A 22,362-nucleotide genomic window follows, 5' to 3' on the forward strand; every position below is an offset into this window, starting at 1 on the left:
ATTAACGCGATAACATATCCGATCGATGGGAATCGAGCTTCAAAAAGATAAATAACAACACAGTGAATGACCATAATGATGAGCCCCCGTAACTCAAGAAAGGAAGCGGAATTCCCATAATGGGCATGAGGCCAATCGTCATGCCAATATTAACCAAAAAGTGAAAAAAGAGAATACCTGCAACCCCAAATCCATAGGCGCGGGCAAACCGAGATCTTTGCAAATCAGCTAAATACATTAAACGCCACAAAAATACCATAAACAAAATCACGACTACCGAGACACCAAAAAAGCCAAACTCTTCACCAATCGTACAGAAAATAAAATCTGTACTCTGCTCAGGCACAAAATCAAATTTTGTCTGCGTACCTCCCAGGTAACCCTTACCCCAAAAACCACCAGATCCAATCGCAATTTTAGACTGGGTTACCTGGTATCCTAAGCCGCGCGGATCAAACCCAGGATCCAATAAGACCTTAATTCGATTTCGCTGATGCTCCTTTAACACATGGTTCACGACCCATTCCACAAGCATCGCCAGCGTCATAATAACTGAAATACCCAACGCCATTTTTACATAGGTTTGCCACATCCGCTGCAAGTATATGGGCATGAGTATAACCAATATGATGGCAAAAAATAACAAAATCAAAAAGATAGTGAGCGGCTCGAGCATCAACGCACTCACAAAAAGAAAAATACCCCCGAGTAATATACTGGGATACTCACTAGGCAAACCTTCCCGATAAAGCAAGATGATAAATGATACAAAAACGAGAGCAGATCCCGTTTCGTTAGAACCAACAATTAATAAAATCGGCAAGGCAATAATAAGGGCGGCACGCCATTGATCTTTAAATCTTCCTAAATTTACCTGTGGATCATTTAGATATTTAGCTAACAATAATGCTGTTGCTGTTTTAGCAAATTCGGCCGGTTGGATCGTCGCCGAACCAAACTTAAACCAAGAATGTGACCCATTAATCGTTACCCCTAAAAAGGGCACTGCGATGAGCAGCAGAATAAACAAGCCATAAATGAAGACCGCAAACGATTCAAAAAATCGAAAATCTAGCGCGAAAATAAACATGATCAAGACGAAACTCGTCCCGATCCATATCAATTGTTTCCCCGCATTGGACGTATAAAAAGCCGCATCCGTCAGCCCTAAAGGAGATTCTGGATTGTATATTGCTGAATAAATACTCATCCAGCCGAGCAGCACAAAAAGCGCATAAAGCCCTACGCTTATCCAATCAATCCGACTCTTTAATTGTCCTGACGATCCGCTCATTTTTTTAAAGTATCCGTTTTAACACGATTGGCTGGTCGGTTATACACCACATTAGCCAAATAACTCATATTCATAAACTTCGTCTCAACCGCCTTGCGATCTACACGTCCTTTCAAATATTTCTCAATAATCAACGAAGCAATAGGCGCGGCAGCAAAACCACCGAAACCCGCATTCTCCACAAACACCGCAATCGCAATCTTCGGATTATCCTTGGGAGCAAAGGCGATAAACACCGAGTGATCTTTTCCTTTTTGATTCTGCGATGTACCCGTTTTCCCACACATCGTGATATCCGGAATACGACCATCTGCCCCTACCGTACCGTGTAAAACCGCATCTTGCATACCTTGAATGACAACAGTATAGTATTTGGCGTCTACGCCAACTGACACCGGATTTTTATAAAATGGATCCAATGTCCGACGAGGACCAACGCCTTTCACTAAATGTGGGGGAATGTACCAACCGCGATTAGCAATAATCGCAGCAAAATTGGCCATCTTCAATGGACTAACAACCAGCTCTCCCTCCCCAATACTCAACGAATAAATATTCGAGAATTTCCACGTATTCTCCCCTTTGTATACTTTATTATAATACTCCACGGTAGGCAAATTACCCCGTTTTTCATTACTCACATCCACCCCTAGCTTACGTCCAAAACCAAAATTTGCGACTAACTCCGACCACCTCTTCAGACCCTGAGCTGATCGTTCATAGGTATCACCCGTTGTCCCATCATACAATATCTTACGAAATGCATGGTAAAAATAGGGGTTACAGGACCACTGAATGGCATTATGCAAATCATTATGCGCCGTTGTATGCACGTGACATTTCACAGGTGCCCCCGCATGGCCAAAGACAGATCCCGCCGATATAATACCGAGCTGCTGACCCACTAAAGCTTGCACCAATTTAAACGTAGATCCCGGTCGGTAATACGCAGATGGCGGCCGATTGATCAAAGGCTTCAACGGATCTAACGCTAGTTTTTGGTAATATTTTGAAAAGTTTCTGCCCGCTAACAAACTGGGATCATAAGAGGGAGCTGAAACCATGGTTAAAATCTCTCCGGTGGCCGGCTCAATAGCCACGACACTTCCCACCTTATGCATCATCAAACTATCCGCATATTCTTGCAAGCGGATATCGATACTCGTATATAAATTTTGACCAGCCACTGGATAAACATCCAATTTCCCATTTTTATAATCGCCTTTCTCTACTCCATTACTGTTCACCATCCGGTATTTAACCCCACGCTGACCTCGCAATACATCCTCATAATACGACTCAATTCCCGAAACCCCCACAAAGTCGCCTTGACGGTAATAATCATCCGGCTGCTCCTTTAACGAATTGGGATTGATTTCAGCTACATAGCCGAGCGCATTGGAAAAAGCGATTGATTGATAGGTCCGAAACGCGGTAGTCGTGATCGAAAAACCAGGATAATCAACCATCGCATCTTGAATTCGAGCAAAATCTTGTTTGGATAAATGCTTCAGAAAAATAGATGGCTTCACGCGGGAATATGACCTAGCCTGACGGGTAACGGTATCAAAATATCCCCGTGTAATACCAAACAAGGCACAAAAACGATTCGTATCCGCCACATAAGCTTTGCGCGGCGTAATGTACACATCGTAAACTGGAGTATTATATACAATTAATTTCCCGTGGCGGTCATAGACTTCTCCGCGAAATGGAACCTGAATGATCTTCCGAATGGCATTGTTATCCGCCGCCTTCTCATAGGTGTCATCGATCAATTGCAGGTAAAACAACTTGCCTAAAAAGACTACCGCCACCGTCAAAAAAACAAGAAATAAGATTAGTCGGCGACCCTCAAACACGTTTAAATTACATTTATGTCAATAACATGGCAATTTAAGCATATTTCCGAATTATTTGGGAAGACTTTTGATCAATGCAATCATCGCAAAAGCGATGGATCCTAAGGATAAGCCCAGTGTAAACCAAGGTGTTGCTAAATGAAAATAACCGTCTAAATAGCGACCAAGATAGACACCTCCTAAAATGGTGACCAACATTTGAAATGCTGCTCCAATAAATCGCTGATAATTGTTCATGAAAAAATTAAAATAATCGGCTAACCACACACTAAAATTATCCCTTTTTCATTTATATATATTGTAAATTTGAAAATTATACGCATTCCATCCCTATGAAAAAACTGTTGGCAGCTTTAATCCTCGTGATGCTCAACTGGGCCTGTTCCCAGCAAAGCACTCGACCTGCTGCCGTAGCTTTTCATAATGTGAATGCCAAGTACAACGCGATTTTTCAGGCAGACCGATTGCTAATCTCATTGACGAACAAAGTAAGGGAAGAGAAAAAAGAAAATTTCTCTAATGCTTTACCCATTCTAGCCCCCATCGATACAAGCTTTTCACAAAGCTATGCCAAAGAGATTGCGAACCTCGTTCGTAAAGCAACCTTAGTCATCGATCGGCATCAAAACTCCCGCTTCGTAGACGACGCCTATTTGATTATTGGCCGTGGTCGACTCCTTCAGCATGATTTAACAAACGCATTAGAGACGTTTAAATACATCAATTCGATCGAACACGACCCGAAAACACAGCAGTCGGCACTCATCGAATTAGCTACGATCTACCTATATCAGGCCGACTACCCTTCTGCGCAGAAGGTGTTTAATTTCATCGCGGAAAATCCGATGAATGCAAACCAAGAGCAACACCTATTATTGGTTCAAGCCTTCGCCTACCAAAAACAAAATGCCATTGCCAAATCGATTCCGCTACTAGAAAAAGCCGCTCCCCGCGTAAAAAATCGAGCAGAACGTGGCCGACTGTTCTACATACTTGGCCAAATGCATCAAGAGCTTGGGCAAACCGCTGCCGCACGAAAAGCTTATGAGCAATGCCTAAAACAAAAGTCTAGCTATAGCCTAACCTTGCATGCGCAAATAGCGATTTTATCCTTAACTGAAAATATCCCAGGATTAGAAAAACTTGTCAAAGACCCGAAAAATCAAGACCTACAATCTGATATTTTTCTAGCCATTGGTCAAATCCATTTCCAGCATAAAGACTATGAATTAGCCCGAAAAAACTGGGAAAATGGAGGAACAAACAATCCCAATAAAGGCGAATTGTATTTCCAATTAGGCCAGCTTTTCTCCAATCAATTGAAAGACTACCGCAATGCCGCAAACTATTTCGACTCAGCAGCGACATTTTTACCTAGCCAACACAGTCAATATCAATTAGCCCAAAAATTGCGGACACAATGGGGCGAATTTGCCCGCCTAGATGGTTCGATTCAATTACAGGACTCCTTATTAAAATTAGGTCAACGGTCAGAAAGTGACTTAAAGGCGATGTATGAAAAAATCCAAAAGTCGAAAAAAGCGAAAAAGGATTCGGTTCAATTAACAATTGCCTCTTCGTCGAATGTAAGTTTGGCCACATTTACGCGCAGGCCTTCAACGCCCGAACAGCAAAGTTTTTATTTCTACAACGATCAGGCTCGGGTGCAGGGCCAACAAGAATTTAGCACCAAATGGGGTATCCGTACCTTAGAAGATTTTTGGAATCGCAAAAACAAACAGGCGGCAGTACTGACTGATGCACCGCTTATGCCAAGTAATGTGGCTCAAACGAATATGGTAGGCGAATCAGCACAAACGCAAGATTCACTTCAGATTTGGCTTAACTCCATTCCGCGTACCGAAAAACAACAAGCTGACATTCAGAAAAAACGAGAAAAAGCATTGTTCGATTTAGGCAAATATGCCAAACTTGAATTGGCGAAAAATGACTTAGCAACCAATTCATTAACGCATCTGCTGGGCGATTATCCTCTGACTTCCTTTGAGGCTGAAGCGCTTTATCTACTCTATTTAAGTTCGGATAAACCGAAGACATATCGTCAACTTCTTTTTGACAAATACCCTAATTCATATTTTAAGCAAGCGATTTTGACCTTGGAATTTGGTGGCTTAACCGAGGGAAAAGAATTAGAAGCACAGAAAAATTACGAAAAAGCTTTTGCGCAATTTAAATCTGGAGACTTTACCGCCTGTATCGCGCAAGCTGATTTACTGCTTCAATCTTTTCCAGGTAGTAAATGGGAAGATAAAATTGTATTTTTAAAGGCCCAAAGTTATGGCGGCCTAAAGGATTTTGACCGATATAAAAAAGAACTCAAACAATTTGAACAGGCCTATCCGAAAAGTCAGCTCATACCCGAAGTGAAAGCCTTGTTGGAAAAATTTACCCAAAACAACCGTTAACATGTTTGCATTCGAAGCAGGAAAATATGCCAAATTTATCCGATTCATGTACCGATTTTTTCTCGGAACGACCGCCGCATCTATCCTGTTTATTGTGGCCGTGAATTACAATTTTTTATGGTTGTTTGGTGGTATGCCTAGTTTGTATGAATTAGAGAATCCCAAAAGCCAGATGGCTTCGCTCGTGATTTCCGAGGATGGTCAAGAGATTGGAAAATACTTCCGCGAGAATCGCAATCCACTTGAATTTGAACAGCTCCCTGACAATATCGTTAATACGCTTGTGTCTACGGAAGACGCCCGCTTTACGTCACATTCGGGTATTGACATCCGCTCTATGTTTCGTGTCGTATTTTCATTAGGTACTGCCGGCGGAGGAAGTACCATTTCACAGCAATTAGCCAAGAATTTATTTCATACGCGCTCTATGGAATTTGGCGAAGATGATCCCGTTTACTTAGGCTTATTAATGAAAATCGATGGCGTAAGAACCGTGATTGCCAAAGTCAAAGAATGGATTTTAGCTATCCGTTTGGAACGTCGCTATACCAAACAGGAAATCATGGCCATGTACCTGAATGAGGTAAGTTTTGGTAATAATGCCTATGGCATTCAAGTGGCCTGCCGGACCTATTTCCAAAAAGACCTGCAAGACGTAACTCTTCCGGAGGCCGCCACGCTGATCGGTCTACTCCAAAATCCTTCGTTGTATGACCCGCGCGTTCGTCCAGAAAGGACGATGGAACGTAGGAATGTGGTGTTAGGCCAACTAGCCAAATATGAATTCATCACGGAAGAGGAACTTCCCAAATTACAAGATGAGCCTCTCAATTTGCACTACCGTGTCGAAAATCAGAATACGGGAGCAGCGCCATATTTTAGGGAAGCAATTCGCCAGCAGGTATTAGCTGCGATCAAAGAGTTAAATCAAGAACGTCCAGAGGATCAGCAATTAAACCTATATACCAGTGGGTTACGCATATACACGAGTATCGATTCACGCATGCAGAAATACGCAGAGGAATCCGTTCGTGAGCACATGCGTGCGGAACAAAAGTTATTTTATGATCATTGGCGTGGACGCAATCCATGGGTCAATGAAGAAATGAAAGAAATCAAGGGCTTCTTGCGCGATGCCATGAAACGCACCCAGCGCTACCGCGATTTAATGTCGGCCTATAACAACGACGAATTCAAAGTATGGGAAGAATTACGCAAGCCAATCAAAATGACCGTCTTTACTTACGACGGCGACAAGGACACCACCTTGAGTCCGATGGATTCGTTAAACTATTATAAACGCATATTAAACTGCGGCATGATGGCGATGGATCCAATGAATGGACATGTCAAAGCCTGGATCGGAGGAATCAATTACAAGTACTTTAAATTCGACCATATTTCGCAAAGTAAGCGTCAGCCGGGTTCGACCTTTAAACCATTTGTGTACGGAGCCGCTATTGAAAATGAAATCGTTACTCCATGTGATGAATTAGTGGATGAACCTGTGACTTTTGGTGAAGAAGATGGACTAAGCGGAGGAACATGGACCCCTCAAAATTCAGATGGCAAATACAGTTACCAAAATATGAAAATGCGGCGAGCAATGGGATTATCCATTAACTCCATTTCTGCCAAACTAATGAAGCAATTAGGCCCGGATAAGATTGCAGAATTTGCCCATAAATGCGGAATCAATAGTCCATTAAACGAAGTACCTTCCTTATGTTTAGGTGCATCTGAAGTATCCTTATTGGAACAAGTCTCTGGCTACGCCACGCTCGCCAATGGTGGTGAAAAAATTGAACCTATTTTAGTGTTAAAAATTACAGATAAAGTAGGCAATGTACTCCGCGAGTATTCTCCTCCTGTCAAAGCGGTCATCAAGCCAGAAACAGCATATTTAATGACGTATATGTTACAAGGTGCGGTCCACGAACCTGGTGGTACAGCCGAGGGTTTGAAGCGTACATCGATTGTTGCTGGGAATGAAATAGGGGCCAAAACAGGTACGACCTCAAATTATTCAGATGGCTGGTTTATGGGAGTTACTCAAAAATTAGTGGCTGGTGTATGGGTTGGCGGTGACGATCGCAGTATCCACTTCCGTAGTTTGGCGCTTGGTCAAGGGGCCAAAATGGCGATGCCAGCTTATGCGAAATTCATGGAGAAGGTATATGCCGACCAGTCTTTAGCGATCGAGGGGTATCGAAAGATGCCATTCATCAAACCTGAAAATTTTGTTTTTGATTTTAGTTGTAATGGTCGCGTGGCGGTAGATTCAACTGCCACTGAAGCACCTCTCACTCAATAAATATGCGTTTTTTAGCCCTTATAGTCGTTATTTTTTGTTTTTCATGCCAGCAAACACCTGAAGAAAAAGGGGAAGCACTTGCCAAGCAAAACTGTGGTTCTTGCCATAAATTCCCAGATCCAAGTTTGCTAGACAAGAAAACATGGAACGAGGGGGTATTACCAGAAATGGCTTATCGATTAGGTATTGGCAATCGCTTTGAACTACTCACCAAAATTCCAGATGAGCAATATCAAAGTGCCATGCGATTAGATATCTATCCAGAAACCCCTAAAATTAGCCAGGAGGATTGGGATTTAATCGTAGCCTATTACACGGCAAAAGCACCCGAAAAACCATTGCCCCAACCGAAACGCAGTCCAATTAGTTCCGATCTTCTACATTTCAAACGGGAATCTTTTATTTCACCCGCTGATCCCATGGGAGGTGTTACATCCATTCGCATACACCCGCAGAAATCTGAGGTTTGGGTAGGTACTCGCATGCAGAAACTATGGATATTAGATGAAAAACTGAAAATTAAGCAAACCATTCAGACACCTACGCCCATTGTTCACACGCAATTCGTAGGAAAGAATGCGTATGCTGTTGGCATTGGAAAGCTGTATCCGAATGATCAGCATATTGGCCAACTCGTTTCGATTGACGAAAACAAGAAGCAAGTCACACTTGCAGACTCCCTAACAAGACCTGTTGACGTACAACTGGCAGACTTAAATCAAGATGGCACGACTGATTACTTAATTTGTGAGTTTGGATTTGAGGCCGGAAAGCTCAGTTGGGTCGATGGAAAAACCAAGAAAAAAAACAACTTAAAAGTAGCTCCGGGAGCTCGAAACGTCGTAGTGAAGGATTTTACTGGCGATGGGAAACCCGATTTTATGGTGCTCATGGCGCAGGCTAGAGAAGGGGTTTCGCTGTATATTAATAAGTCAAGTGGCATTTTTGTTGAAAAGCCATTATTACAGTTTGAAAGTGTTTCCGGAAGTAATTACATGGAAGTTGCTGATTTCAACCAAGATGGCTTTGATGACATTATGATTACGAATGGAGATAATGCGGATTACTCGTATGCTAAAAAAGGATACCATGGCGTGCGTATTTATCTAAATGACAAGCGCTACAATTTCAAAGAAGCCTTTTTCTATCCAGTTTATGGGGCATATAAAACACTGGCGCGAGATTTTGATCAAGATGGCGATTTAGATTTAGCGATGATCGCATTCTTCGCTGAGAATGACCAGGGAAAAATTGAGTCTTTTTTATATTTCCAAAATCAGGGAAACATGAAGTTTAACGTAAGCAATTTGAAGATACCTGGAGATGGACATTACATCGCGATGGATGCGGGCGATGTGGATCACGATGGAGATATTGATATATTGCTGGGCAATTATCAGTTTGGAAATAGAAAACCAGGTGCGAATAACACACCTGGCCTCCAGTTAACTTACTATAAAAATCTACTTCGTTAGTTTCGCACCATGCGGAACGAATCCTTGAGCTAATTGACTTTGGCTTAAGTAAGAAGCGCCATAAGTCCATGCGACTTTTTGAGTTTTTCCTTTAAATTGATAGGTAAAGTCTTGGTTGACAGGCAGATAGTCAAATGCCATACGCGGTTTAAATGCGTACATTTTGCCTCGATTCTGAAGTGCGACAAAGGCTAATTGATCTTTTCCTAGTCGAATACGCACGAATGATTTGGCATCGCCGGGCACAAACAAACCTGAGCCCGTTTGGAATGTGAAACTGCCACGACCATTTCCAAGCAGTACGCCGCCGTTTGAAGCATCGTAGCGACCCATCGCGACTTCATTTCCAAAATTATTTCCTACATAAAGGATATCTAGATTCCCGTCTTGGTTAATATCTAAGATTTGCATCCCGTTCAACGCAGATACTTGAGCTAACCGAGGTAATTCATGGGATTTAAACTTCCCATCCCTTAAATTCTCTATATATACCGAGGCGTTTTCTGTCATTGAAATCTTAGTAGCTTTCGCTTTTTCTGAATCTAAGAAGAACTTATCCTGTGAAACAGCACCAAACTCCTTGTAATACACGAAGCGCGCGCGTGTGGCATTCAATTGTTTATGCGTATCATCTTTACCAAAAAGAGGAGCTGAAATAGCCGTTCCAGCTTGCGTTTGGAAATAAACAAATGGGAAAACATCATATACCCCATTTGCATCTACATCTCCATGCCAAACATCTACAGGTTGTTTTGATGACGCACGTAACAAGGTATTTTTACCCATATTACCTGCAACAAAATCCATATCTCCATCCTGATCAAAGTCGGCCGTTGAAATCGACCCCCACAAACCGGTCAAATGCTCAACCCCTGTTTCGGTCAATTTTTTCAGGTGCCCTTTTTGATTTGCAAAGAATTGAATCGGAGCAAATTCACCCGCAACGACGATATCTATCCAGCCATCTTGATTGAAATCCGTACAGACTGCATCACATGCTAAACTCTCCTGGAGTAATTCTGGCGCCCACGACTTAGTCATGTCGGTGTACTTAATCAACCCAGGCTTTGAATCATTCCGGAATAAACGGGAAACGGTACCCATGGGATACTGAAATGCCACATTTCTGCCGCTGACATATAAATCCAGATCGCCATCGCGATCGAAATCTAGGGCCCGCACCGCTGCATTACTTTCTGTAAAGGCAGGCAATGCGTTTGAACTCAGAGTAAAGTTACCTTTACCGTCATTCGTATAAATGACATCTTGGAAACTTGCGGCACCTACTTTACCCTCAGTACCACCCCGAGCAATATATAAATCTAGATTGCCATCGCGGTCCATATCGACCAATAATGATCCTAAATCCTCTCCTAATTTCAATTTATCTTCAGCTACACCTTCCAAGAAATTAGATTTGAAGGTTCCGTTAGCTTGTTGGAGATAGAAAATCCCTGAATAGAATTTGGCTCCACCCACGAAAATATCTTCCAATCCATCGCCATTCACATCACCCACGGACGCTCCCGGGCCTAATTGAGACATTTTAAATGGCGATAAACTCTGGTAATTAAAATCGATGAAGTCGTATTCTTTCGGCGTATCCGTTAATAAGACTTGTGAAGAAATATCATCCAATAAAGGATCTGGTGTCTTCATAAGTGACACAGCAGGCATCCGTGCATCAGCAATAGATACGTTTAAAATCTGGTCAGACTTAGGTGCATTAATGACTTGCATGGAATCATTTGGCCAGATTATTCGCAATTCTTTAACTTTTTGTTTCGTTCCTAAGCCAATATGTGCCACAGGTTCTACACTAGATAAGTAGCCCCGATAGGGTGAATTTTCATAGTAGAATAGGGTACCATCCGCAAATACCCCTTCGACGTGCGCACCCAATCCCTGTTTATTTTGACCTTTACCGGTAAACTTAACGCGTAGAAAGTGACTTTTGTCTGGGTTTTGCTCAACGGAATTATTGCGGTAGACAAAGGCTTTATCATTGATATTATTAACTACGTAATCTAAGTCTCCATCGTTATCTAAATCACCGTAACTGGCTCCATTGGAAAATGAAGGCACTTGGATTCCCCAAGCGGCACTAACATCTTCAAATTGCAATCCGCCCTTATTCTTAAATGCATAGTTATTCACCTTGATAACGGGCAACTGCTCTAATAAAACGGCATCCGAAGCGAGGCGTTGGGCATTGGCTCGGTAAGACATAAAATCTCGATCGGTGACATCACGCGGAAAACCATTGGTAATCATCAAATCTCGAAAACCATCATTATCAAAGTCGGCTAAAGATGGGCACCAGCTCCATTCCGTCTCAGATACACCAGCCATTAAACTTACTTCTTGAAACGGGATCGCAGAACCATCTGCCTTTTTGCCTGAATTTAGCTGCAAGGTATTGCGCATGTATTGATAGGTATACCCATGCATGTCACTATTTTGATACGATTGATAGCTGTTTGGTGGCGCTAATTGCTTTTTACGCTCGTTGTCTTTGGGTAACATGTCTAAGGCAACGATGTCAGCCAAACCGTCATTATTAACGTCAGCCACATCATTCCCCATCGCACTTAAACTCGTATGTTTAAAATAGGTCTTAGCTTGATCGGTAAAAGTACCATCGTGGTTATTGATGTATAAAATATCATCTGAAACATAATCATTCGTCACGTAGATATCTGGCCAATTATCTTGATTGATATCACAAATATTGATGCCTAAGCCATATCCTTCAATCGTGATACCCGCTTCCTTGGATACATTTTTAAAAATGGGATGACTGGCGCCAGCCACATAATCATTGCGGTATAATCGGTCGGTATTTGGATAGGAACCATCAGTTACCTTGGGACGGTACAGGGAAGGAAATTGATCAATAACATCAGTCAAAACATATAAGTCTAAATCACCATCACGATCATAATCAAAAAAGGCCGCATGTTCACTGTGACCAGCATCGTTGATGCCATATTCAGCAGCCATCTCTTTAAAACTCGGTTTCCCATCTTTAATTCCTTGATTCACGAAAAGCATGTTTTCGCGATCTTTAGCGGAAAGTTTCATGGTTGCAGACAAATAGATATCTAGTAAACCATCGCCATTAATGTCGACGATAGAAACACCTGAACACCAGCGACCAGCTGTTTCGATGCCTGCCGACTTCGTAACATCCTCAAATTTTAATTCTCCTTGATTTAAATACAGGGTACTCGGTGCTTGATTCCCTGCAAAAAACAGATCAAGCCTCCCATCTTGGTTGAAATCACCCATGCCTACACCACTACCATTGTAGAGGTATTCATACTTCAAAATATTCAATGTGTCATTCTCGGCAATTTGATTTGAAAAATGAATACCGGTATCCTCATCGGATAGCAGCTCAAACGTAGTTTTTGTTTTACAAGAAAATAAACTGATAGCGAACAAGAATAAGAACGCAGATGCTTTTGTGTACATAGGGTAAATTTGAAAAACTAAAATTAAAAAAGGTGAGAACAAGTTCTCACCTTTTTTAAAAATAAACTTAATTGATAATTTATTTGATCGGATTTTGTGTTAACACATCCGCTCCTTGAATATCAATTTGTTGCTGTGGAATAGGTAAGAACTTGTCTTCCTCATTGTAAGCAGCACCACCGAATTTAGTTATTAACCACTTCGCTTCATACTTTAAGTATGCGTTCAAAGTTCTGCTAGCAACATTCCAACGAACTAAGTCGAAGAAACGGTGACCTTCTGTAGCTAATTCCAACAAACGCTCCATACGAACAATACGACGCGCATTTGCTTGATCGCCTAATGTAGTATATGTAGAGATTGAATAGTTAGCTTCTGCTTTTCCACCTTTAGTTACGAAACCAGCAGGATTAGCTGCACGGCTACGCACTTGGTTGATATAACCTAAAGCTGTAGCTAAGCTTCCACCTTCGATTTCAGCCTCAGCAGCCATCAACAATACGTCCGCATAACGGATGATGTTGAAGTTCATTGTCGCATATCCACGTGTCCAAGAAGATCCATCAGTCAACGTATTCTCTTGACGCTTGTAATAGATGTATTTCTTAGGTGAATAAGGACCTGCATAAGGTTGAGCACGGATCCAGTTAGCTCCTGGATGCTCGATCCAGTCTAAGTATTGGATACCACGACGACCGATTGTATGGTCAATACGTGGATCTAATGGATCTGTATCTTCTGTAAATGCAGCAGCAGAGTTGATACCGAAGTCATTCTTAACTGCATTAGCCGCTAAGTTATAATCTGGAGTACCGTCAGCTTGCTCGCCTAACAATGGTAAACCATTGCTTGTACGATATGCATTTGCCATCGAGAAAGATGGTTGGAAGAATCCGCAGCAGTTACCTGGACCGTCAGAACCTGTATTGTATGGGTAGTTCAAATCATCGAAACCATTCGCGTTGTTCACGTTACCTGTGTTCATAGATGACTGAATTGCAAATATAGCTTCTTCGTTGTTGTCATTCTCCGCATTGAAGATTTCAGCAAACTTAGATACTAAACCATACTTCTTACCATTCGTTGTCTTACCGTTAGCAATAACGTTAGTAAACATTGAACGTGCATCTGCAAATTTATTTTGGTATAAGTATGCCTTACCTAAATAAGCACCTGCAGCCCACTTGTTCGCACGACCTGCAGCAGACGATGTCTCTGGCAAGTTGTCAAATGCAAATTTGAAGTCAGCTTCAATCTTACCCCAGAAATCTGGAGAGTTCTTCACTTTCTCAATTCCCTTACCGTAATCGATTGTTTCATCCACGTAAGGTACTGAGTTAAACAAACGCTTCAATTCGAAGTAGAAGTGACCACGTAAGAATCTTGCTTCTGCAATTACACGAGTTTTATCTGATGCAGACAACTCTTTTGACTCATTAGCCAATCTAATTGTTGCATTCGCACGTGCAATACCTTCGTATTTAGCAGCCCATGTTGAGTTTAAGTCACCATCCGTAGGATCTGTCTCATAACGTTGCATGGCATTGATGTTTGAGTAGTCACCTGGGTCAGTACCCTTGTTACTCTCTCCACCACGAATAGAACCCCAAACCCAGTTGTTTGCAGCAGCTAAACGAGAGAAGCCTTTACCTGCTAATTGTGCATAAGTACCAATTAGCGCTCCCTCTACACCAGCTCTTGAAGTTAATTGCGTTTGAGCTAAAGAGCCCGTTGGCAATACTTCCAAAAACTGATCCTTGCAAGCGAACGTCAACATAAATGCTGACGCACTTACTAAACTTAAACGCTTTAAAATCTGATAATTTTTCATGTTCTTAATTTTTAAAATTGGCTTCTTAAATTAGAAATTCAAGTTAAGTGAAGCTACGAATGAACGCGTAACTGGGTAGTTACCTACGTCAATACCAAAGCTTGTATCAGCAGCACCACCAACACCTGGATCTAGACCTTTATATTTAGTAAAGGTCAACAAGTTGTTAGCTGATAATGTTACTTTTGCTCCTTTAACACCAATCTTAGAGATAATGTTTTTAGGAACTTTGTAACCTAACGCGATATTTTGAAGACGGATATAATCGCCATCCTCTACGTACCAAGAGTTTTCTGCAGCAGAAGTAGAAATGTTAGATGCAGATTCCCAAATTGGAGCCTCAGCAGCGTTTCCTAAAGCTGGAGTCCAAGATTGCTTCGCGCGCTCTCCTTTTCCAGATCCTTCAAATGTTCCGTAGAAATCAGTAAACCACTTAGATTGGTTCCAGATTTTGTTTCCTGCAGATGCATATAAATACATATTCAAGTCAAAATCTTTGTATGTCAATCCTACGTTAACACCACCTGTGTATGTTGGCACTGGTGATCCTAAATACGTACGGTCAGCTGGAGTAATTTTTCCATCTCCGTTCATATCCGCATAACGGAAACGACCTACGCCAGCACCTGCTTGCGCTGGAGCTGAAGCAACCTCTTCTTTAGATGCAAAATAACCCATTACTTGATATCCGTAGAATGAAGACAATGAACGTCCTACTTCCATACGGATTGGTGTAATTCCACGGAATGCACCACCTACTAAATTCGTAATACCTGGAGCAAACGCAACGATCTCATTCTTTAAGAATGAATTGTTGAATGTCAAGTCGTATTTCAAATCTGCAGTGATGTTACCACGGTTGATAATTTGCATATCGATACCTTGGTTACGCATTTTTGCTACGTTAACTGAAGGTGCAGAAGCTGAAGGTCCAACAACCGCTGGAAGAGGTACGTTGAATAACAAATCCTCAGTATCTTTTCTCCAGATATCAAATACAACTTCCCACTTACCGTTTAACAATGTAGCATCGATACCGATGTTAGATGTAACAGCAGTTTCCCATTTCGCAGCAGGGTTACCGATACGAGAACGGAAGTATCCCTCATCAGCTCCAGAAGATTGACCTCCGATTGGATAGAATGAGTTTCCACGATCAGCAGCATATAATGAATACTGATTCGCAGGGTTTACGTTGTTTGAGTTACCCATTGTACCCCATCCACCACGGATTTTCAAATCTGTGATTGCAGGAATATCACGCATAAACTCTTCTGACGTTACACGCCAAGCTGCTGAGAACGCAGGGAACACACCATAACGATTCAATGAACCGAAACGTGAAGAACCGTCACGACGAACAACTCCAGTGAAATAGTACTTCTCGTTGAAGTTATAATCTAACTTACCGAATAATGAATAGAAGTTTACACCTGAGAATAAGTTAGAGTTAACTACTGGTGATTGAACTGCATTCAATGTTACGAAATCTAAGTCCATAGAGAATGGATTGATACCTGAACCACTGATTGAACGACCACGTCCTGTATTCAATGACTCTAAACCACCCAATACTTTGATTCCGTGCTTTCTCCACTGATACTTGTAGTTAACAGTGTTAGTCAATACCCAAGCAAATGAATAACCTGAACCTTCAGAGAATGAGTTTGAAGCCTCTGGCTCTGAATCACCTAAGTAACGGTAGTTATAGTTTTTGAATGCTGAGTTATTGTATTGACCTCCTAAACTCGTACGAATTGTCAAGTCTTTGATTGGCTCATAATCAACATAGATGTTACCCACTGCATTTGCATTAAAGTTGTCATCATTTGAATTATTCAATACAATTTGACGAACTGGGTTACGTGGATTGTTGAATCCTGCAGCTTTCGTAGAAGCATAAGAACCGAACTCATCAAATACCGGGATGACAGTAGGCATACGGTAAGCAGACAAGATTACAGACTCATCACCTGCAACTCCTAAACCATTGTTACCACCTGCTTGACCACGAACTGAACGATAAGTAAATTGTAAGTTTTCACCTACTTTAACTTTTTTACCTAAGTTAAACTCAGAGTTAAAACGAACAGAGTAACGCTTGAAATCATTTTGAATCAAGATACCGTCTTGTTGCTGACCTGATAAACCTAAGTAGAAACGTCCTGTTTCAGTACCACCAGAGAAACCTAATGAGTGACGTTGCGTCATACCCAAACGAGTGATTTCATCATACCAGTTAGTACCTGCTTTGTTCGCTCTAATTAAGAATACGTTCTCAGGGTTAGCTGCACGAGCAGCTGCAATCGCAGAAACGTCAGCGTTATTTACACCGTTAGCACCATTTGCATGCAAATAAGTTGGCAATGTAGCTTGAGCTGAAGTACCGTATTGTGGGTGCGTGTATTGTGGAGCAGTTCCATTAGCCGCCGCATTGTTACGGTAAGCTACGTGTGTCCAATCTGCTTGCTCTTGAGGAGTCAACATTTTAGGAGCACCATTTACGTTTGGATCAGTTGCACCATACATACCATTGTATGTAATCTGAAGTGGTTTCTTACCACCTTTAGTTCCTTGCTTTGTTGTGTAAACGATTACACCGTTCGCAGCACGAGCACCATAGATAGAAGCAGCCGCCGCATCTTTCAATACAGTTGTTGACTCAATATCATCTGGAGACAAGAAATCAGTAGAACCTACTGGAACTCCATCCACTACATATAGAGGCTCGTTACCACCAAAGGCACCGAAACCACGTACACGAATGATTGAGTTTGTTCCTGGCTGACCGTTTGTGATCAAGGTAACCCCTGCCACACGACCTTGCAACATCTGCTCAACGTTACCCGTTGGTGCAATTTGCAAATCGGCCGCCTTAACGATCGAAGCAGCTGCTGTAGACTCTTTCTTGTTAGTTACTGAGTAACCTGTTACGATTACTTCGCTTAATTGACTAACATCTTCATCTAAAACTACTGAGATAGAAGATTGAGAACCTACGTTAACTGTCTTTGTTTTGTAACCTACTGCAGAAATGCTCAATACTGCATTTCCTGATTTAACCGTCACACTAAATGCACCATTTGCATCTGTTGTTGCACCAGTTGTTGTTCCTTTAACAGCAACACTTACTCCTGGAATTCCCTGAGCATCTGTATCCGTCACTTTACCTGATACCTTGCGATCTTGCGCAAATGACGAAAAACTCCCTAGCATCACAATCGCGAGCAATTAAGAAGCTTCGAAGACTTTGGTAAAAATTGTTTTTCATAATACGTTTTAATTAGTTTTCTAAATAAGATTAATTGGGGTGATAAAATTGTTTTTTACTTCAATAGTGGGTCTCCTTTCTTTTTAAGTTAAGCACATACAGGTTTATAAAATTTTCTTTTAAAAATACAATAAATAGGTTTAGAGGTTATTGTATTCATTTATCGGAATGATACAATTAGCTCACTGTGCTATGCTATTCCAATGAACCAAAGATGTAAAATGCCAATTAATCCTGCAAACATTTTGTTGATATTTTTTAACTTTTTGCATTAAAAATGGCATTTAACGACTATTCAACTGTTAAAACGCTACTTATTTATCTGAAAAATACCTTAAATAGAGAGAAAATAGGAAAATTTGGACAGTAGAAGAACCGATTATTTGCCGGAACAGTCCAATTTTTGGGTCATGTAAACGTTTGCAAAAGAAATTAGGCCAACAACCAATAGTACAAAAACACAAATTCATCATTAATGCCTAATTTTGATCAATGACAAAATTCGAACCCAAAAATATCTTGCCTAGCCTACCAGAAGAACCTGGAGTGTACCGCTATTTCGATGCGTTCGATACCATTATATATATAGGGAAAGCTAAAAATCTAAAAAACCGGGTTAGTAGCTACTTCACCAATATCCAAGGACACAATACAAAGACTCGAAAATTGGTCCAGCAAATTTGTCGGCTCGAATTCACCATCGTGCATTCTGAATTTGATGCGTTGCTTTTAGAGAATACGCTGATCAAGCAGTTTCAACCGAAATACAACATCCTACTTCGAGACGATAAAACATATCCGTTTATCTGTTTGACCAAAGAGCCATTCCCACGCTTAATCACTTCTCGCCGCATTGATCATACGATCGGTACATTTTTTGGACCGTTTGCTAATCCCAAAGCGATGAACGGGTTGCTGGAAATGATTCATCAATTATATCCTTTACGAACGTGTGCCCTCGCGCTTAAACCGGCTAATATTGAACAAGGGAAGTTTAAGGTCTGTCTTGAATACCACATCGGCAATTGCAAAGGCCCCTGCGAAGGATTACAAGACGAAAATGCGTACCTCATTTACATCGAACAGGTGACGCACATTTTAAAAGGCAACTACCAAAAGCCTAAAGCATATTTCCAAGAGCGCATGCACGAGTCTAGTGGACGTTTGGCATTCGAAGAGGCACAAGAATGGAAAGAAAAATGGGAACTACTCGAAAACTTCCAAGCGAAATCCACCGTCGTTAATCCGTCCATTCATGACGTGGATGTATTCACTATGGTTTCTGATGAACAAATGGCTTATATCAATTTCATGAAAGTCATTAATGGGACCATCTTACAATCACAAACCTATGAGGTCAAAAAGAAATTGGACGAAGATGAGTCTGATCTATTAACCATGTTGATTTGGGAGAAGCGAGATCAATTCCATAGTGAGGCGAAAGAAATTTTGACCAATATCCCCATGTCTCTTGAATTCCGAGGTGTCAAGAATATCATCCCGGTCATGGGTGACAAGAAAAAACTGTTAGACATGTCGCTCAAAAATGTGCTCTATTTCCGAAAGGAGAAGGCTGATCGAAAAGCTGCCGAGGAATCAGGTGGGGATCGAAAAATGCGCATTTTACTGACTTTGAAGAATGACTTGCATTTAAAACACCTGCCGAAACGCATTGAATGTTTTGATAACTCAAATCTTCAAGGAACAAATCCCGTTTCCGCCATGGTTTGTTTTATTCAAGCGCAAGCAGCTAAAAAAGAATACCGACTTTTCACCCCACGAACCGTGGTGGGACCTGATGACTTTGCGACGATGCACGAAGTGATCACAAGGCGCTACACCCGTTTACTGGAAGAAGAAGCTGAATTGCCTGATTTAATTATTGTCGATGGTGGAAAAGGCCAATTAAGTGCCGCATGTGATGCGCTGAAGGCGATTGGTTTATATGGCCAAATACCCATCATCGGAATTGCGAAGCGATTGGAAGAAATTTACTTCCCAGAAGATAGTCTACCCTTATATATTGACAAAAAATCAGAGTCATTAAAATTGATTCAACAATTACGGGATGAAGCGCATCGATTTGGAATAACGGCACACCGGAATAAGCGCAGCAAAAACTTCCTTGTAAGCCAGTTGGAAGAATTAGAGGGTATCGGAAAACTTACTGCTCAAAAATTAATGAAGCATTTTGGTACCATCCGCCTCATGTATGATGCCCCTGTGGAAGAGCTCGAAAAAGTATTGGGGAAAGCAAAAACACCAAACTTCCGAAAACAACTGAAGATTTGGCTAGATGAAAAGGCTTAGTTGCGGGGTTCGAATTTCCCAACTTCAATGTGTTGGAACTGTCGGTATACCTGAAGAATGATCGATAGGGCAATAGCCATTTCACAAACGCCTACCACTAATACAAAAATTCCCATCATGAGGCCTTGTTGGCCATCATCCTGCCGCGAAAAAGCAATCAAGTTCAAATTAGCCGCGTTTAAGATCAGCTCAATACCCATCAACATAAATATGGCATTGCGTTTTAAGATCATAATCGTAAAACCTGTCGCAAACAGCGCTGCACTTGCCCATAAAAAATAGATTACCGGTATCTCAGTCATTTCGTTTCGCGATATAGGTGGCACCCACCAGGGCAATCAAGAGGTAAATGCCTACTAATTCAAATGGAAAGGCATATTTGGTCAAAAGCGCAACACCTACGTCCCGCAGTTTTGATTGGTCATTCCCCACTAGGTGCAATTCCCATTGCGTACGTGTGAAGACATATATTAGACCAAAAAAAATCGATAATCCAATGACTGCCGACCAGAAAAAACTTCGTTGTTCGACCCATAAATGATTCTGACCATGATTCTCGCGGGACTGTTGGGTCGTCAACATGATACCAAAAAGTATCAAAATAAGTACGCCTCCCACATAAATCATCAGATGTGAAACGGCCATAACATCTGCGTATGCAACCACGTATAAGCCCGCTAGGCCGAGCATACACATGAACATCGCTAAGGCGGCATGCAAAATATTGCGCGTAAATAACATCGCTAACCCACTACCGCAAGTTAAAATCACTAAGGCCAAAAATGCGATTAAGATCGGTGTCATTCTGGATCAGGATTATCTTTATTAGACGTTGGACGCTGGACGTCAGACGTTGGACTTGGATCTTTAGCTTTTGCTTTAAAGCTCGGCTTAAAAGCGGGTTTAGACGTTGGACGCTGGACGTCAGACGTTGGACTTGGATCTTTAGCTTTTGCTTTAAAACTCGGCTTAAATGCAGGTTTGGACACTGGACGCTGGACGTCAGACGTTGGACCTTCAGCCTCCGGACTACGGACTTCGGACTGTTGACTGACGACTGACGACTGACTACTGTCCACTGCCTTCGGTTTAAAACTTGGCTTAAAAGCGGGTTTAGACGTTGGACGCTGGACGTCAGACGTTGGACTTGGATCTTTAGCTTTTGCTTTAAAACTCGGCTTAAATGCAGGTTTGGACGCTGGACGCTGGACGTCAGTCGCTGGACCTTCAGCCTCCGGACTATTGACTTCAGACTCTTGACTGACTACTGACGACTGACTACTGTCCACTGCCTTCGGCTTAAAACTTGGCTTAAAAGCGGGTTTAGACGTTGGACGCTGGACGTCAGACGTTGGACCTTCAGCCTCCGGACTACGGACTCCGGACTGCTGACTGACTACTGACGACTGACCACTATCAACTGCCTTCGGTTTAAAACTTGGCTTAAAAGCGGGTTTGGACGCTGGACCTTCAGCCTCCGGACTCCGGACTTCGGACTGTTGACTGTCCACTGACGACTGACCACTGTCCACTGCCTTCTTCAACGCCTCTTTCTCCGCGACAAACTGCTCATACAACTTCTTTTTCTCAGCGGCCTCTTCCTCCGTCAAATTGGCAAATGAAAAATTATGCTCCTTCACCTCGAATACAGAAAAATCATATTCAGAAGTCATGGTTAAACATTCGGTAGGACAAACAGTCGTACATAGGCCACAGAAACAACATTTTGACATATCAATGTCAAATTTGGCTGCATACAAACGAATGGGGGATCCGTCGGAGGCATGGCCAACAAGCCCTGTCGCCTTAATGGGCTCAATTTCTATACAGTCAACAGGGCAGACTTTAACACATTTATCACATACAATGCAATCATCCATCTCATTATGCAACTGATAACGACCATTATCAGGGACAGGAATGTCAACATGCGGATACTGTAAGGTTGTAATTCCCGCCGACTGGGAAAAATACGCTCCATCTTGGATGTTATGTTGGGTCCGCTGCTTGCGCGCATCCCAGGCATGCTTCCATGTCAGCGACATCCCTTTTCGGGTGCTTTGAATCACATCTAAGATCTCCTTGAAATAGCGTTTCATCAC

General features: G+C 41.9%; 13 protein-coding genes. 4 read left to right on the forward strand and 9 right to left on the reverse strand.

Annotated features, from left to right (window positions below):
- Position 1: 1 nt before the first annotated feature.
- Genes rodA through U0R10_RS09130 form a run of 3 tightly spaced genes read right to left on the reverse strand, consistent with a single transcriptional unit; the run spans position 2 to position 3,393 of the window.
- Positions 2 to 1,294 (reverse strand): rod shape-determining protein RodA, encoded by a 1,293-nt coding sequence (rodA, locus tag U0R10_RS09120; RefSeq protein ID WP_377983660.1) that lies wholly within the window; start codon positions 1,292 to 1,294, stop codon positions 2 to 4.
- Positions 1,291 to 3,156, reverse strand: coding sequence for a penicillin-binding transpeptidase domain-containing protein (locus U0R10_RS09125; RefSeq protein ID WP_377983661.1), 1,866 nt, complete (start codon positions 3,154 to 3,156; stop codon positions 1,291 to 1,293). Before U0R10_RS09125 ends, rodA begins: the two co-directional genes overlap by 4 nt.
- 51 nt (positions 3,157 to 3,207) lie before the next feature.
- Positions 3,208 to 3,393, reverse strand: a complete 186-nt coding sequence (locus tag U0R10_RS09130; RefSeq protein ID WP_377983662.1) for an AtpZ/AtpI family protein — start codon at positions 3,391 to 3,393, stop codon at positions 3,208 to 3,210.
- Between the two features lie 95 nt (positions 3,394 to 3,488).
- On the opposite strand from U0R10_RS09130, the gene porW reads away from it, so the two are divergent.
- From porW to U0R10_RS09145, 3 genes are read left to right on the forward strand one after another with little or no spacing between them, the layout of a single operon-like run.
- On the forward strand, positions 3,489 to 5,582 hold the full coding sequence (porW, locus tag U0R10_RS09135) for a type IX secretion system periplasmic lipoprotein PorW/SprE (protein WP_377983663.1): 2,094 nt from the start codon (positions 3,489 to 3,491) through the stop codon (positions 5,580 to 5,582).
- Between the two features lies 1 nt (position 5,583).
- On the forward strand, positions 5,584 to 7,896 hold the full coding sequence (locus tag U0R10_RS09140; protein ID WP_377983664.1) for a penicillin-binding protein 1A: 2,313 nt from the start codon (positions 5,584 to 5,586) through the stop codon (positions 7,894 to 7,896).
- A 2-nt stretch (positions 7,897 to 7,898) separates the two neighbouring features.
- Positions 7,899 to 9,371, forward strand: a complete 1,473-nt coding sequence (locus tag U0R10_RS09145; RefSeq protein WP_377983665.1) for an FG-GAP repeat domain-containing protein — start codon at positions 7,899 to 7,901, stop codon at positions 9,369 to 9,371.
- Here the strand turns inward: U0R10_RS09145 and U0R10_RS09150 are convergent.
- The 3 genes from U0R10_RS09150 to U0R10_RS09160 all read right to left on the reverse strand — a co-directional run bounded on the left by U0R10_RS09150 (position 9,360) and on the right by U0R10_RS09160 (position 17,895).
- Positions 9,360 to 12,848, reverse strand: coding sequence for a VCBS repeat-containing protein (locus U0R10_RS09150; RefSeq protein ID WP_377983666.1), 3,489 nt, complete (start codon positions 12,846 to 12,848; stop codon positions 9,360 to 9,362). The genes U0R10_RS09145 and U0R10_RS09150 overlap by 12 nt on opposite strands.
- A 79-nt stretch (positions 12,849 to 12,927) precedes the next feature.
- The gene (locus U0R10_RS09155; RefSeq protein WP_377983667.1) at positions 12,928 to 14,679 is read right to left on the reverse strand and encodes a RagB/SusD family nutrient uptake outer membrane protein; all 1,752 of its coding nucleotides are present in this window, start codon (positions 14,677 to 14,679) and stop codon (positions 12,928 to 12,930) included.
- A gap of 30 nt (positions 14,680 to 14,709) precedes the next feature.
- A complete protein-coding gene (locus tag U0R10_RS09160) occupies positions 14,710 to 17,895 on the reverse strand; it encodes a SusC/RagA family TonB-linked outer membrane protein (protein WP_377983863.1) in 3,186 nt (1,061 codons plus the stop codon).
- Positions 17,896 to 18,442: 547 nt separating this feature from the next.
- Here U0R10_RS09160 and uvrC point away from each other — a divergent pair.
- Entirely contained in the window at positions 18,443 to 20,260 is a 1,818-nt protein-coding gene (uvrC, locus tag U0R10_RS09165) for an excinuclease ABC subunit UvrC (RefSeq protein ID WP_377983668.1), read from the forward strand.
- On the opposite strand, the gene nuoK is transcribed toward uvrC, so the two are convergent.
- From nuoK to U0R10_RS09180, 3 genes are read right to left on the reverse strand one after another with little or no spacing between them, the layout of a single operon-like run.
- A complete protein-coding gene (nuoK, locus tag U0R10_RS09170; RefSeq protein ID WP_377983669.1) occupies positions 20,257 to 20,562 on the reverse strand; it encodes an NADH-quinone oxidoreductase subunit NuoK in 306 nt (101 codons plus the stop codon). The genes uvrC and nuoK overlap by 4 nt on opposite strands.
- Positions 20,555 to 21,064, reverse strand: a complete 510-nt coding sequence (locus tag U0R10_RS09175; RefSeq protein ID WP_377983670.1) for an NADH-quinone oxidoreductase subunit J family protein — start codon at positions 21,062 to 21,064, stop codon at positions 20,555 to 20,557. Before U0R10_RS09175 ends, nuoK begins: the two co-directional genes overlap by 8 nt.
- Entirely contained in the window at positions 21,061 to 22,359 is a 1,299-nt protein-coding gene (locus U0R10_RS09180; protein WP_377983671.1) for a 4Fe-4S binding protein, read from the reverse strand. Before U0R10_RS09180 ends, U0R10_RS09175 begins: the two co-directional genes overlap by 4 nt.
- Positions 22,360 to 22,362 lie beyond the last annotated feature (3 nt).

The sequence above is a fragment of the Aquirufa avitistagni genome (genome assembly GCF_042715545.1).
GTDB classification, from domain to species: Bacteria; Bacteroidota; Bacteroidia; order Cytophagales; family Spirosomataceae; genus Aquirufa; species Aquirufa avitistagni.

Bases quoted from the DNA above. Each gene is read 5' to 3' on its own strand.
- rodA (WP_377983660.1), bottom strand. From the start codon at position 1,294: ATGAGCGGATCGTCAGGACAATTAAAGAGTCGGATTGATTGGATAAGC.
- U0R10_RS09130 (WP_377983662.1), bottom strand. From the start codon at position 3,393: ATGAACAATTATCAGCGATTTATTGGAGCAGCATTTCAAATGTTGGTC.
- porW (WP_377983663.1), top strand. From the start codon at position 3,489: ATGAAAAAACTGTTGGCAGCTTTAATCCTCGTGATGCTCAACTGGGCC.
- U0R10_RS09140 (WP_377983664.1), top strand. From the start codon at position 5,584: ATGTTTGCATTCGAAGCAGGAAAATATGCCAAATTTATCCGATTCATG.
- U0R10_RS09145 (WP_377983665.1), top strand. From the start codon at position 7,899: ATGCGTTTTTTAGCCCTTATAGTCGTTATTTTTTGTTTTTCATGCCAG.
- U0R10_RS09150 (WP_377983666.1), bottom strand. From the start codon at position 12,848: ATGTACACAAAAGCATCTGCGTTCTTATTCTTGTTCGCTATCAGTTTA.
- U0R10_RS09155 (WP_377983667.1), bottom strand. From the start codon at position 14,679: ATGAAAAATTATCAGATTTTAAAGCGTTTAAGTTTAGTAAGTGCGTCA.
- U0R10_RS09160 (WP_377983863.1), bottom strand. From the start codon at position 17,895: ATGCTAGGGAGTTTTTCGTCATTTGCGCAAGATCGCAAGGTATCAGGT.
- uvrC (WP_377983668.1), top strand. From the start codon at position 18,443: ATGACAAAATTCGAACCCAAAAATATCTTGCCTAGCCTACCAGAAGAA.
- nuoK (WP_377983669.1), bottom strand. From the start codon at position 20,562: ATGACTGAGATACCGGTAATCTATTTTTTATGGGCAAGTGCAGCGCTG.
- U0R10_RS09175 (WP_377983670.1), bottom strand. From the start codon at position 21,064: ATGACACCGATCTTAATCGCATTTTTGGCCTTAGTGATTTTAACTTGC.
- U0R10_RS09180 (WP_377983671.1), bottom strand. From the start codon at position 22,359: ATGAAACGCTATTTCAAGGAGATCTTAGATGTGATTCAAAGCACCCGA.